A 12807-nucleotide genomic window follows, 5' to 3' on the forward strand; every position below is an offset into this window, starting at 1 on the left:
GCGCAGAGCGGTAGTTCAGCAAACCAGCGCAGCGAACCACCACGTTCCGCAGTAGTTACCCGGCAAGCCCAAGATGAGCTGCCATGCTGCGCATCTCTTCCGTCAGCGTCCGCTTACGGTTCTTGAGGATGTCCCCCATCACGCGTCGCGCCATGGGCTGATGCGTCAGCCATACATCGGCCGTCTCACGAAGGTTGACCAACTCATCCATGGCGTCCTGGTGAGACCCCAGCAAGACGTGAGCGCGGGCAACGTCCAGTCGGTGGCGGCCCCAGTTGTTCGTACTCAACCGACCGAAGTTCTTCACGGCCTTGGGGCTCAGGGGGCCTTCATCGGCTCGACGGAGAACACCGCGCGCATCACCCACAAGAGCAAGGTCCTCAACGGCCTTCGCCTCAGCGGTCACGGGGCCAAATGCGCTCCAGTGTGAAGGGAAGTCCGTGTGTTCCCGCTCCAGAGCACCCCCAGCGGTCGCCGCCATTCGACGGGCGTGCTTTGCCACATCCGGCCGGTTGTTCCGCCGTGCAGCAGCGGCAACCCTGAGCCACAACTCACCCCAGACGGCAAGCTGCGCCGGAGTCGCAGAAGACATGCGCGGTTCGATCTCCGCTGCCGTCTGCGCTGCAAGCTGTTCGCTCTCGTCGAATCGGTCCTGCCGCAGAAGAAGCCAGCCCAGTCCCACAACTCCCGTGGCTGCCAACTGAGTTTGGCCAGTCTCGCGAGCAAGCCGGATTGCCTCAGCGAGTGCGAAGTAAGCCATGTCGTACTGCCGTACCTGAGTGAGGTACTTGCCCGTAAGCAGCAGCGCGTGAGCGCGCGCAATCATGGCGTGTTGCTGATCTTCGCCTTCAAGGGTGGCCACGGCGGCCTCAGAGGACCGCAGCAAGCCGGGCAGCTTCCGCGCTACGGACGTGTACCGGTCCGCCTGGTAGAGCGCGTGGCCGTCCTGTACGCCCTGCCGGATGGTGGAGACTTCCCCGGCTTCACCAGGCTCTGACAGGGACGCTGAGAGCCCGATAGGGGGCATGAGGGAACGCCTCAGCTCTGCCAGATAGCGGCGGTTCGCCTCATCCTCCGCACCAACAACGGACTTCGGTGTCTCGGTGGCGAACAGGTCGGAAGTTGAGACCCCCAGCGCGCGGGCAAGGGCGGCAAGGGTGTCCATGCTCACGTGCCCACCTTGCTCCGCCTTGCGAACCGTGCTCAGCGACAGGTCAGCCGCTTCGGCCAACGCTTCTTGGCTCAGTCCGGCCGTGCGCCGGTACTTTTTGACGTTGTCTGCCAACCCTGTAGACATCGGCACCACCTCGCGTCAAGGGTATGCCCGCCGCTTACCGGAGCAACGCTGATCGGTCAAGCCAGAGGCCAGCGAAGGCAAGTCCGGCCACCCCGCCACCCGCCGCCTCCTCCTCGCGGGCCTCGCCACCGCCCTGCCGGCCGCTGTGGCCGCCTGGCTCCTGCTCCCCGGCGCCCCCACCACGCGATCGGGCCCGACCCCGTCAACCCCTTCCGCACCCGCCGCCACCGCGACCACCCCCGTCACCGCCCCCGGCGGCTGGGTCACCCTCCGGCCGGCCCGTTCGCCGCGCCGGTGTGTGACCGAGGGACGCGAGCGCGGCGGCGACCCGGCGCGGGCCGTCGCGGTCCAGTTGCCGTGCGACCGGGCCGCCCTGCCGCGGACGCGCCTGACACCGGCGGGCGCGGGCCGCTTCTTCGTCGAGTGGCACCACCCCGACCCCGACCTCGGCCGCGGCTGCCTGACCGTCATCCGCCGCGGCCTGCTGGAGCCCTGGGACGGCTGCCGGTCACGCCCGGCGGACCAGACGTTCCGCATCGACGCGGCGGGCGCCGGGACCGTCCGGATCCGCGCCGCCGACGCGGCCGACCACCGGTGCTGGGGTCTGAACGGCGACCCCACGTCCGCCGGGACGGAAGTGGTCCTGGAGCCGTGCTCAGGGGGCGCGGACCAGCGCTTCCTGGTCCGCCCCGCTCCCTCAGCCCGGTGACGGGCGGGCCGCGTCCGCTCCCGCCGCCCCCACCCGGCGCGCCAGACGGTGCGGCAGCGCGCCGTACCAGGCAAGGGCCAAGGCGAAGCCGAACGTCAGGCAGAGCACACCGCCGACGGCGTCCAGCCAGAAGTGGTTGGCGGTGGAGACGATGACCAGCAGCGTCACCGTCGGGTAGAGCACACCGGCGACCTTGCACCACAGCGGCTCGGCCAGCAGCGCGATGGTGATGCCGCACCACAGCGACCAGCCGATGTGCATCGACGGCATCGCGGCGTACTGGTTGGACATCGAGGCGAGGTTGCCGGAGGCCATCGAGCCCCACGTGTCGTGCTTGATCAGGGTGTCCACGAATCCGCCGCCCGGCATCAGCCGCGGCGGCGCCAGCGGATAGAAGTAGTAGCCGATCAGGGCGATGCCGGTGGTGGCGAACAGGGCGGTGCGGGCGGCGGTGTAGCGGCCGGGGTGCCAGCGGTAGAGCCAGACCAGGACGCCGATCGTCACGATGAAGTGCAGTGTGGCGTAGTAGTAGTTCATCGTCACGATCAGCCATGTCACCGAGTCCACCGCGTGGTTGACGGTGTGTTCGACGGCGATGCCCAGCGCGTGCTCGGCGCGCCAGATCCAGTCGGCGTTCCGCAGCGCGTGCGCCCGCTGCTCGGGCACGGCGTTGCGGATGAGGGAGTACGTCCAGTAGCTGACGGCGATCAGCAGGATCTCGAACCAGAGCCGGGGTGTGCGCGGAACGCGCAGGCGGGCCATCCGGCCGCCCCCCGACGGGCGAGCGCCACGCTCTGCGTTGGGTGGCTCGGTGGCCGGCCGACCGTCCAGAGTTCTCACATGCGCATCACCCATAGGCAGACAGTCTGCCAGAAAGGGACGTACCGGCGATCATCCTTCGGTCGGGTATTCGAGGCCGCGTACGGTACCTGAGAGGGACGCCCGACCCCCGCCTCAGCGCGTCCGCAGGGGCCTGGGGACCTTCGCGGCCTTGGGCGCGGAGGCGGTGGAGCCGCGCACCACCAGCTCGGGGTGGAAGACGAATTCGCTGTGCGGGGCGGGCGTACCGCCGATCTCCTCCAGAAGCGCCCGCACCGCCGCCTGGCCCATGGCGGGCACCGGCTGCCGGATCGTGGTCAGCGGCGGGTCGGTGAAGGCGATGAGGGGGGAGTCGTCGAAGCCGACGACGGACATCTCGCGCGGCACGTCGAAGCCGCGCTGCCGGGCGGTGCGGATCGCGCCGAGCGCCATCATGTCGCTGGCGCAGACCAGGGCCGTACAGCCCCGGTCGATGAGGGCGCCGGCGGCGGCCTGGCCGCCCTCCAGGGTGTAGAGGGAGTGCTGGATGTACTGCTCCGCCTCGGCGGGGCCCAGGTCGAGCTGCTCCTGGACGCTGCGCAGGAAACCCTCGATCTTGCGCTGGACGGGCACGAAGCGCTTCGGGCCGAGGGCCAGGCCGATCCGCCGGTGGCCGAGCGCCACCAGATGGGTCACGGCCAGGTCCACCGCGGCCCGGTCGTCGGGGGAGACGAACGGGGCCTGGACCTTGTCGGAGAAGCCGTTGATGAGGACGAACGGCACGCCCTGGCCGCGGAGCTGTTCATAGCGCTGCATGTCGGCGGAGGTGTCGGCGTGCAGCCCGGAGACGAAGATGATGCCGGCCACCCCGCGGTCGACGAGCATCTCGGTCAGCTCGTCCTCGGTGGAGCCGCCGGGCGTCTGCGTCGCGAGGACCGGGGTGTAGCCCTGGCGGGTCAGCGCCTGCCCGATGACCTGCGCGAACGCCGGGAAGATCGGGTTTTCCAGCTCCGGCGTGATCAGGCCGACCAGGCCCGCGCTGCGCTGCCGCAGCCGGACGGGGCGTTCGTAGCCCAGTACGTCGAGGGCGGCCAGCACCGATTGGCGGGTGGTGGCGGAGACACCGGGCTTCCCGTTGAGAACCCGGCTGACGGTGGCCTCGCTGACACCCGCCTGCGCTGCGATATCGGCCAGGCGGGCGGTCATGGGTGGGACTGTACCGTTCGCGTGTCAGATTGCCCACCAGGTGCAGCTATCGCCGGGGAGCACCGCGCGGGCGCCGTCGACCCTCGCCGGGGCGCTGGAGAGCAGCGGGTTTCCGGGCGCGGGGAGCTCGACGGGGCGGCCGAGGGTGTTGACGGTGCACAGCACGCCGGGGCGGGCGAAGGCGAGCACCCCGTCGGGGGCGGGCCGCCAGGTCATCTCGCCGTCGCCGAGGCCGGGCAGCCGGCGGCGCAGGGCGAGGGCGGCGCGGTAGAGCTCCAGGGTGGAGGCCGGGTCGCCGGTCTGTGCCTCGACGGTCAGCGCGGCCCAGTCGGCGGGCTGCGGCAGCCAGCTTCCGCCGGGTCCGAAGCCGTAGGGCGGGTGGGTGCCGGACCAGGGGAGCGGGACGCGGCAGCCGTCGCGGTGGCCGTCCTGGCCGCTGGTGCCGGCCAGGCCGTCCGGGGCGGCCTCGGTGTCGGTGCCCGGTCCCGCGGGGCCGGTGGCCCGGCCGCCGCGGAAGAAGGCCGGGTCCTGGCGTACCTCGTCGGGCAGGTCGGTGACCTCGGGCAGGCCCAGTTCCTCGCCCTGGTAGAGGTAGGCGGAGCCGGGCAGCGCGAGCATGAGCAGGGTGGCGGCGCGGGCGCGGGCGAGGCTGCCGCCGAGGCGGGTGGTGTGCCGTACGACGTCGTGGTTGGAGAGCACCCAGGTGGTGGGGGCGCCGACGGAGGTGGTGGCGGCGAGTGAGGCGTCGATGACCTGGCGCAGCGCGTCGGCTTCCCAGGCGGCGTTGAGGAACTGGAAGTTGAACGCCTGGTGCAGCTCGTCGGGGCGGACGTAGAGGGCCAGCCGCTCGGGGGTGGGGGCCCAGGCTTCGGCGACGCCGATGCGCGGGCCGTCGTAGCTGTCCAGCAGTTGGCGCCAGGTGCGGTGGATGGCGTGCACCCCGTCCTGGTCGAAGAACGGCAGGACCTGGGAGCCGATCAGCTTGGCCTGCTGGCCGTGTCCGATGTCGGGCAGGCCGGGGGCCTTGACCATGCCGTGGGCGACGTCGACGCGGAAGCCGTCCACGCCGAGGTCGAGCCAGAAGCGCATGATCGCGGCGAATTCGGCGTGCACCTCGGGGCGGTCCCAGTCGAGGTCGGGCTGCTCGGGGGCGAAGAGGTGGAGGTACCAGTCGCCCCGGTCGGTACGGGTCCAGGCGGGGCCGCCGAAGACCGACTCCCAGTCGTTGGGCGGCAGCTCGCCGTCGGCTCCCCGGCCGGGGCGGAAGATGTAGCGCTCGCGGGCCAGCTCGGGGTCCTGGAACCACGGATGCCGGTCGGAGGTGTGGTTGGGCACGATGTCGACGATGACCCGCAGCCCCGTCTCGTGGGCGGTGCGGATCAGGTCGTCGGCGTCCTGGAGGTCGCCGAAGAGCGGGTCGACGGCGCGGTAGTCGGCCACGTCGTAGCCGCCGTCCGCCTGCGGTGAGGCGTAGAACGGTGTGAGCCAGAGGGCGTCCACGCCCAGGTGCCGGAGGTAGGGCAGGCGCGCGCGGACGCCGCGCAGATCGCCGACGCCGTCACCGTCGCTGTCGGCGAAGGAGCGGACGTATACCTGGTAGATGACGGCGTCGCGCCACCACTGCGGCCCTCCGGTCGGCGCGGGGGCCTGGCGGGCGGGGGTGGGGGAGGTGAGCTCCTGGGTCATCTGCCGTCCCTGTCGAGGTCGAGTCGACCGTGTGTCACGGAGTCGACGAAACGATCACGCTTCACGCCAATCAACGCTCGGGCGGGCGCGGGGTGACGGTGCGACGGGGGTGCGGAGGGGGCTCTTCCGGCCAAAGGGCTGCAATTCGATCCCCCGGTCTTGCAGAAATTTGCCGCAAGGTCTTTCGGTTTGTTTGCGGCGCTGTTACGTTCCTGACCGCCATCTCGGGCATATTCCTAAGGAGTTCACATGCGGCGTGGCATACGTGGCATTACGGCCACCGCGCTGGTAGCGGGGCTTGCGCTGGCGGCGACGGCGTGCGGTGGCGGGGGTGAGGGCGACGGAAACCAGGACAGCGGCGGCGAACTGTCCGGAACCGTCACCTTCTGGGACACCTCCAACGACGCCGAAAAGGCGACCTACCGCAAGCTTGCGGAGGGTTTCCAGAAGGAGCACCCCAAGGTCCACGTCAAGTATGTGAGCGTGCCCTTCGGTGACGCCAACGCCAAGTTCAAGAACGCGGCCGGCGGCAACTCCGGCGCCCCCGACGTGATGCGCACCGAGGTCGCCTGGGTCGCCGACTTCGCCAACCTCGGCTACCTCGCCCCGCTCGACGGCACCCCCGCCCTCGACAAGACCGAGGACTACCTCCCGCAGGCGGTCGGCAGCACCGAGTTCAACGGCAAGACCTACGCCGCGCCGCAGGTCATCGACACCCTCGGCCTCTTCTACAACAAGAAGATCCTCAAGGACGCGGGCGTCGAGGTGCCCAAGACCTTCGCCGATCTGACGGCCGCCGCCAAGAAGATCAAGGACAAGACCGGCGCCACCGCCCTCTACCTGCGCGGCGACGACCCCTACTGGTTCCTGCCCTACCTCTACGGCGAGGGCGGCGACATGGTCGACGCCCGCGACAAGATCGTGGAGATCGACGACGACGCCGGCGTCCGGGCGTTCAAGACCATCAAGTCCCTGGTGGACTCCAAGGCCGCCGTCACCGACGCCACCGACGGCCAGGAGAACCAGCTCAAGGCCCTCAAGGACGGCAAGGTCGCGATGGCGGTCGACGGCCCCTGGGACATCGAGGGCGCCCGCTCCGGCAAGGCGTTCAAGGACAAGGACAACCTCGGCGTCGCGCCCGTCCCCGGCGGCAGCAAGGCCCAGGGCTCCCCGCAGGGCGGCTGGAACCTCTCCGTCTACGCCGGCTCCCCGAACCTCCGGGCCTCCTACGCCTTCGTGAAGTACATGAGCTCCGCCAAGATCCAGCAGGAGACCACCGCGAAGCTCAGCCTGCTGCCCACCCGCAAGTCCGTGTACGACGTGCCGGCCGTCAAGAACAACGAGATGGTCAAGTTCTTCAAGCCCGCCGTCGACGGCGCCGTCCAGCGCCCCTGGATCGCCCAGGCCAACTCCCTCTTCGAGCCGGTCAAGGTGCAGATGAACAAGGTGCTCACCGGTGCCTCCTCGCCCGAGGAAGCCGCCAAGGCCACCGGCGCCGCCTACCGGAAGCTGCTCAAGGACTACAAGTGACCTTCGCTGTACGGGTGCGCCGGGCGCTGGGCACCCACTGGTACGCATGGACGATGGTCGCCCCGGTACTGCTCGTACTCGGGGTGATCATCGGCTATCCACTGGTGCGCGGCGCCTACCTCTCGCTCACCGACGCCAACGAGGCCAACGTCGAGCGGACCATCGGCGTCAACCACATCCCCGCCACCTACAAGTTCACCGGCCTGGACAACTACCAGGCGATCCTCACCAACAGCGTCTTCTGGGACCGCCTGGGCTGGACCGTCCTGTGGACCGTCGGCTGCGTGTCGATCACGTTCCTGCTGGGCCTGACCCTCGCGAACATGCTCAACCGGCAGCTCAAGGGCCGCACCTTCTACCGGCTGGCCCTGATCCTGCCCTGGGCCGTCCCCGCCTTCATCTCCATCTTCACCTGGCGGATGCTCTACAACGAGAAGAACGGCATCCTCAACCAGATCCTCGCCGGCGGCGGTATCGACGCCGTCCCGTGGCTGAACGACCCCACCTGGGCGAAGCTGTCGGTCATCGCCTGCAACGTCTGGCTCGGCGTGCCCTTCATGCTCGTCGCGCTGCTCGGCGGCCTCCAGTCCATCCCCGGCGAGTTGTACGAGGCCGCCGAGATGGACGGCGCCGGCGCCTGGCAGCGCTTTCGCAACATCACGCTTCCGGGCCTGCGCGCGGTGAGCAGCACCGTGATCCTGCTCTCCGCCATCTGGACCTTCAACATGTTCCCGGTGATCTTCCTGCTCACCAGGGGCGGGCCGGGCGACGCCACCGAGATCCTGGTGACGTACGCCTACCGGCTCTCCTTCATCGACAGCCCCCGCAACTTCTCCGAGTCCGCGGCCTGGGGCGTCCTGATCCTGGTCATGCTCGCGCTCGTCGCGGTGGTCTACCGCCGGGCGCTGCGCAAGCAGGGAGAGGTGTGGTGACCATGCGTGCCAAACGAAACCCGCTGGCCTCGGTGGGGCTGCACGCCGGCCTCGCCCTCGCCGCGGTCGTCGCGGTCTTCCCGCCGCTGTGGCTGCTGGTGACCTCCTTCAAGCCGCGCAACGACGCCTTCACCACCGCGCCGGTCAAGAACTTCACCCTCGCCAACTACACGCACGTACTGGGCGAGACCGCGTTCCTGACCTGGTTCGGGAACTCCGTGATCATCGTCGGGTTCACCACCGTCCTCGGTGTGTTCATCGCCGCCACCACCGGCTACGCCGTCAGCCGCTTCCGCTTCCCCGGAATGCGCCCCCTGATGTGGCTGCTGCTGATCACCCAGATGTTCCCCGTCGCGGTGCTGATCGTCCCGCTCTACAACCTGCTGGCCAACCTCGGCCTGCTCAACCAGCCCGCGGGCCTGGTCATCACCTACCTGACCATCGCCGTGCCGTTCTGCGCCTGGATGATGAAGGGCTTCTTCGACACCATCCCGGTGGAGATCGACGAATCCGGCCGGGTCGACGGCCTCAACCCGTTCGGCACCTTCTGGCGGCTCGTGCTGCCGCTGGCCCGCCCCGGACTGGCCGTCACCGGCTTCTACACCTTCGTCACCGCCTGGGCCGAGGTCGCCTACGCCTCCGCGTTCATGACCGGCGAGGAGAACCTGACCCTCGCCGGCGGCCTCCAGACCTTCGTCAACCAGTACACCAACGACTGGGGATCGATGACCGCCGCCGCCGTGATCATCGCCGTACCGGCCGCGCTCGTCTTCGCCTTCGCCCAGCGCCACCTCGTATCCGGACTGACCGCCGGCACCACCAAGGGATGACATGACCCAGCATTACGCCGACCCCGCCACCCGGACCGGCCGCGACCCGCGCGCCACGACGGGCTGGTGGCGCGACGCGGTGATCTACCAGGTCTATCCGCGCAGCTTCGCCGACGGCAACGGCGACGGCATGGGCGACCTCGAAGGCATCAGAAGCCGGCTGCCCTACCTCAAGGACCTGGGCGTCGACGCGGTCTGGCTCAGCCCCTTCTACGCCTCCCCGCAGGCCGACGCCGGCTACGACGTGGCCGACTACCGCGCCATCGACCCGATGTTCGGCACCCTGCACGACGCCGACGCGGTGATCCGCGAGGCCCACGACCTGGGCCTGCGCATCATCGTCGACCTCGTCCCCAACCACTGCTCCGACCAGCACGAATGGTTCCAGCGGGCGCTGCGCGAAGGCCCCGGCTCCCCGCTGCGCGACCGCTTCCACTTCCGCCCCGGCAAGGGCGCGCACGGCGAACTGCCGCCCAACGACTGGGAGTCCATCTTCGGCGGCCCCGCCTGGACCCGTCTGCCGGAGCCGGACGGCGAGTGGTACCTGCACCTCTTCGCCCCCGAACAGCCCGACTTCAACTGGGAACACCCCGCGGTCCAGGACGAGTTCCGCTCCATCCTGCGCTTCTGGCTGGACCTGGGCGTCGACGGCTTCCGCGTCGACGTCGCCCACGGCCTGGTCAAGGCCCCCGGCCTGCCCGACATGGGCCGGGGCGAGCAGCTCAAACTCCTCGGCAACCAGGTGCTGCCGTTCTTCGACCAGGACGGCGTGCACGACATCTACCGCTCCTGGCGGACCGTCCTCGACGAATACTCCGGGGACCGGATCGCGGTCGCCGAAGCCTGGACCCCCAGCGCCGAACGCACCGCCCTCTACCTCCGCGCCGACGAACTGCATCAGGCGTTCAACTTCCACTACCTCAGCACCGGTTGGGACGCCGCCGACCTGCGCGAGGCCATCGACTCCTCGCTCGACGCGATGCGACCGGTCGCCGCCCCCACCACCTGGGTGCTGTCCAACCACGACGTCGTACGCCACCGCACCCGCCTCGGCGGCGACCTGGACCGGGCCCGCGCCGCCGCGCTGCTGATGCTGGCCCTGCCCGGCTCCGCCTACGTCTACCAGGGCGAGGAACTCGGCCTGCCCGAGGTCACCGACCTGCCCGACGAGGTGCGCCAGGACCCCTCCTTCTTCCGCGAGAGCGGTCAGGACGGCCTGCGCGACGGCTGCCGGGTGCCGATCCCGTGGTCGGGCGAGGAGCCGTCGTACGGCTTCGGCAGCGGCGGTAGCTGGCTGCCGCAGCCCGCCGACTGGGCCGCGCTGTCCGTCGAGGCGCAGACCGGCGACCCCGCCTCCACCCTGGAGCTCTACCGCGCCGCCCTGGCCCTGCGGCGCTCCCACCCCGGGCTCGGCGCGGGTGACGCCGTGGAGTGGCTGGACGCGCCCGACGGCGTCCTGGCCTTCCGGCGCCCCGGCGGACTGGTCTGCACCGTCAACACGACGCAGGAGCCGGCCGTCCTGCCGGCCGCCCCCGGCAGCCTGCTCCTCGCCTCCCGCCCAGTCGACGCCCACCCGCTCGACGCCCGCCCAGTCGACGCCCGCGAACCGGACGCCGGAAGCGGAGAGTTCACCCTCCCCGCGGACACCGCCGTCTGGTGGGAGGTGTGACCCTGCACGCATCCCGCGCCACCCCGCGCCTGTCCGACATCGCCGCGCAGGCCCAGGTCAGCGAGGCGACCGCCAGTCGCGTCCTCAACGGCAAGGCGGGCGTCGCGGCGGCCACCCGGCAACGGGTGCTCGCCGCGCTCGACGTCCTCGGCTACGAGCGGCCCCTGCGGCTGCGGCGGCGCAGCGCGGGACTGGTCGGGCTGGTCATCCCGGAGCTGACCAACCCGATCTTTCCGGCGTTCGCGCAGATCATCGAGCAGTCACTGGCCGGCCACGGCTACACGCCGGTGCTGTGCACCCAGATGCCGGGCGGCGCGACCGAGGACGAGCTGGTCGAACAGTTGGAGGAGCGCGGTGTCACCGGCATCGTGTTCCTCTCCGGCCTGCACGCGGACACCGGCGCCGACCCGGCCCGCTACGCCCGGCTGACCAGCCGGGGTGTGCCGTTCGTGCTCATCAACGGCTTCAACGAGCGCGTCGACGCGCCGTTCGTCTCGCCCGACGACGGCGCGGCGGCCCGGATGGCCGTACGCCACCTGGCCGAGCTGGGCCACGAGCGGATCGGACTCGCCGTCGGCCCGGCCCGCTATGTGCCCTCGCGCCGCAAGGCCGAGGGCTTCGTGGCGGCGCTGGGCGAGTCGTTCGGCCTGTCGAGGGGGCAGGCCGAACGACGCGTACGGCACACGCTGTTCAGCGTCGAGGGCGGCCACGCGGCGGCCGCGACGCTGCTGGACGACGGCTGCACCGGCGTCGTGTGCGGCAGCGACCTGATGGCGCTGGGGGTCGTACGGGCCGCGCGCCAGCGCGGACTGGACGTACCCGGGCACGTCTCGGTGGTCGGCTTCGACGACTCCCAGTTGATCGCCTTCACCGACCCACCGCTGACCACGGTGCGGCAACCGGTCAAGGCGATGGCGACGGCCGCCGTCGGCGCGCTGATCGAGGAGATCCAGGGAAACCCCGTCCAGCGCACCGAGTTCGTCTTCCAGCCCGAACTGGTCGTACGCGGCTCCACGGGCCGGGTCGCGAGCTGACTCAACCCCCCTGGGCGGCGTACGACACGAACGCCGCCCAGGCGTCGGCCGGCACGGCGAGCTGCGGGCCCTGCTTGTCCTTGGAGTCCCGGATGTGGATGGTGGTGGGGGAGGTGGCGACCTCCACGCAGCTATCGCCTTCGCTTCCGCTGTAGCTGGACTTGCGCCAGGAGAGGGCGACTTCGACGCAACTGCTGCCTTCGCTTCCGCTGTAGCTGCTCTTGAACCAGGCCAGCCCGGGGGTGCTCATAGCGCTCCTCGCAATCGCTTCAACAGGCCCGCGGAATCCTCGGGGGTGAGGGCCTGCGAGCGCAGTTTGGCATACCGCATCTGGAGCACGCTGACATCTTTCGGACCGGAGATCAGTTGCCCTGTCTTCTGCCCTTCGCTGTAGCCGAGCCACGTGTTGTCCGGTGTCTCCAGCAGCTCCATGGGCCCGTCGAGACCTGCGTGGTACGGCTGGTGGAGCGGCATGATCTGCAACTCGACATTCCACAATTCAGCGCAGCACAGCACGTTGTCGATGAGGTCCTTGGTGACCTCGATTCCACCCGTGTGCCGTTCGATCAGTGCCTGTTCGATGATGAAGCTGAACGCGATCGGTGGCCTGCGGTGCAGCAACTGCTGGCGAGCCATCCGCGCGGCCACTCGCTGTTCGACCTCATCCTCGTCCGGCGGGGGTGGGACGCTCAAGTTCACCGCCCGCGCGTACGCCTTCGTCTGCAACAGCCCCGGAAGAACCCGGCATTCGTAGATACACAGGCTGAGCGCCGTCTCCTCCAGCCCCGCCCAGTGCCGGAACCACGACGCCAGCCCCCGCTGCCTCGTAAGCCGCGTCGCGGCCTTGCGCAGGACCCCGCGCGCGTCCAGCGCATCCTCCGAGCGGTCGACGAAGTTCTTCGACGGGAGCCGCCGGCCCTGCTCGACGGAGCCGATGTAGTGCGAGGAATAGCGGATCACCGGGCTCAGGGACTCCTGGGTGAATCCCGCGTTCTCGCGGAACGCCTGGTAGACCGCGCCGAAGGTCTTGAGGCTGTCGGATGGTTCGGGTTCGCTGGTGCCGTAACGCTCGTCTGTCATGTCGGGTCCCCCCGGGTCTCGCTCGTGCCGCCTCGC

At 70.1% G+C, this 12807-nt stretch carries 12 protein-coding genes; 6 read left to right on the forward strand and 6 right to left on the reverse strand.

Annotated elements, in window-relative coordinates:
* Window positions 1–55: 55 nt before the first annotated feature.
* On the reverse strand, window positions 56–1297 hold the full coding sequence (locus ACZ45Z_RS28855) for a helix-turn-helix transcriptional regulator (RefSeq protein ID WP_468368402.1): 1242 nt from the start codon (window positions 1295–1297) through the stop codon (window positions 56–58).
* A gap of 298 nt (window positions 1298–1595) precedes the next feature.
* On the opposite strand from ACZ45Z_RS28855, the gene ACZ45Z_RS28860 reads away from it, so the two are divergent.
* Window positions 1596–2006 (forward strand): RICIN domain-containing protein, encoded by a 411-nt coding sequence (locus ACZ45Z_RS28860; RefSeq protein ID WP_468368404.1) that lies wholly within the window; start codon window positions 1596–1598, stop codon window positions 2004–2006.
* On the opposite strand, the gene ACZ45Z_RS28865 is transcribed toward ACZ45Z_RS28860, so the two are convergent.
* From ACZ45Z_RS28865 to ACZ45Z_RS28875, 3 genes are all read right to left on the reverse strand, one after another.
* The gene (locus ACZ45Z_RS28865; RefSeq protein ID WP_468368407.1) at window positions 1995–2768 is read right to left on the reverse strand and encodes a phosphatase PAP2 family protein; all 774 of its coding nucleotides are present in this window, start codon (window positions 2766–2768) and stop codon (window positions 1995–1997) included. The two genes, ACZ45Z_RS28860 and ACZ45Z_RS28865, sit on opposite strands and share 12 nt — an antisense overlap.
* Window positions 2769–2960: 192 nt before the next feature.
* Window positions 2961–4010 carry a LacI family DNA-binding transcriptional regulator gene (locus ACZ45Z_RS28870; protein WP_468368410.1) on the reverse strand — a complete coding sequence of 350 codons (1050 nt, stop codon included), beginning with the start codon at window positions 4008–4010 and terminating at the stop codon, window positions 2961–2963.
* A gap of 24 nt (window positions 4011–4034) precedes the next feature.
* Window positions 4035–5696: a glycoside hydrolase family 13 protein gene (locus tag ACZ45Z_RS28875; protein ID WP_468368413.1), complete on the reverse strand. Its 1662-nt coding sequence runs from the start codon at window positions 5694–5696 to the stop codon at window positions 4035–4037.
* Between the two features lie 249 nt (window positions 5697–5945).
* Here ACZ45Z_RS28875 and ACZ45Z_RS28880 point away from each other — a divergent pair, with 249 nt between their 5' ends.
* From ACZ45Z_RS28880 to ACZ45Z_RS28900, 5 genes are read left to right on the forward strand one after another with little or no spacing between them, the layout of a single operon-like run.
* The gene (locus ACZ45Z_RS28880) at window positions 5946–7226 is read left to right on the forward strand and encodes an extracellular solute-binding protein (RefSeq protein WP_468368415.1); all 1281 of its coding nucleotides are present in this window, start codon (window positions 5946–5948) and stop codon (window positions 7224–7226) included.
* Between the two features lie 53 nt (window positions 7227–7279).
* A complete protein-coding gene (locus tag ACZ45Z_RS28885; protein ID WP_468368560.1) occupies window positions 7280–8158 on the forward strand; it encodes a carbohydrate ABC transporter permease in 879 nt (292 codons plus the stop codon).
* 2 nt (window positions 8159–8160) lie between these two features.
* Entirely contained in the window at window positions 8161–8988 is an 828-nt protein-coding gene (locus ACZ45Z_RS28890; protein ID WP_468368417.1) for a sugar ABC transporter permease, read from the forward strand.
* 1 nt (window position 8989) lies between these two features.
* A complete protein-coding gene (locus tag ACZ45Z_RS28895) occupies window positions 8990–10657 on the forward strand; it encodes a glycoside hydrolase family 13 protein (protein ID WP_468368420.1) in 1668 nt (555 codons plus the stop codon).
* Window positions 10645–11691, forward strand: coding sequence for a LacI family DNA-binding transcriptional regulator (locus ACZ45Z_RS28900; RefSeq protein ID WP_468368422.1), 1047 nt, complete (start codon window positions 10645–10647; stop codon window positions 11689–11691). Before ACZ45Z_RS28895 ends, ACZ45Z_RS28900 begins: the two co-directional genes overlap by 13 nt.
* A gap of 1 nt (window position 11692) precedes the next feature.
* Here ACZ45Z_RS28900 and ACZ45Z_RS28905 read toward each other — a convergent pair whose 3' ends face one another.
* Both ACZ45Z_RS28905 and ACZ45Z_RS28910 read right to left on the reverse strand, forming a co-directional pair.
* A complete protein-coding gene (locus ACZ45Z_RS28905; RefSeq protein ID WP_468368425.1) occupies window positions 11693–11941 on the reverse strand; it encodes a DUF397 domain-containing protein in 249 nt (82 codons plus the stop codon).
* Entirely contained in the window at window positions 11938–12771 is an 834-nt protein-coding gene (locus tag ACZ45Z_RS28910) for a helix-turn-helix domain-containing protein (protein WP_468368427.1), read from the reverse strand. The genes ACZ45Z_RS28905 and ACZ45Z_RS28910 overlap by 4 nt, the downstream gene beginning before the upstream one ends.
* Window positions 12772–12807 lie beyond the last annotated feature (36 nt).

This window comes from Streptomyces sp. NPDC031210 (assembly GCF_055570395.1).

Bases quoted from the DNA above. Each gene is read 5' to 3' on its own strand.
- ACZ45Z_RS28865 (WP_468368407.1), bottom strand. From the start codon at position 2,768: ATGGCCCGCCTGCGCGTTCCGCGCACACCCCGGCTCTGGTTCGAGATC.
- ACZ45Z_RS28875 (WP_468368413.1), bottom strand. From the start codon at position 5,696: ATGACCCAGGAGCTCACCTCCCCCACCCCCGCCCGCCAGGCCCCCGCG.
- ACZ45Z_RS28880 (WP_468368415.1), top strand. From the start codon at position 5,946: ATGCGGCGTGGCATACGTGGCATTACGGCCACCGCGCTGGTAGCGGGG.
- ACZ45Z_RS28905 (WP_468368425.1), bottom strand. From the start codon at position 11,941: ATGAGCACCCCCGGGCTGGCCTGGTTCAAGAGCAGCTACAGCGGAAGC.
- ACZ45Z_RS28870 (WP_468368410.1), bottom strand. From the start codon at position 4,010: ATGACCGCCCGCCTGGCCGATATCGCAGCGCAGGCGGGTGTCAGCGAG.
- ACZ45Z_RS28855 (WP_468368402.1), bottom strand. From the start codon at position 1,297: ATGTCTACAGGGTTGGCAGACAACGTCAAAAAGTACCGGCGCACGGCC.
- ACZ45Z_RS28910 (WP_468368427.1), bottom strand. From the start codon at position 12,771: ATGACAGACGAGCGTTACGGCACCAGCGAACCCGAACCATCCGACAGC.
- ACZ45Z_RS28890 (WP_468368417.1), top strand. From the start codon at position 8,161: ATGCGTGCCAAACGAAACCCGCTGGCCTCGGTGGGGCTGCACGCCGGC.
- ACZ45Z_RS28885 (WP_468368560.1), top strand. From the start codon at position 7,280: ATGGTCGCCCCGGTACTGCTCGTACTCGGGGTGATCATCGGCTATCCA.
- ACZ45Z_RS28895 (WP_468368420.1), top strand. From the start codon at position 8,990: ATGACCCAGCATTACGCCGACCCCGCCACCCGGACCGGCCGCGACCCG.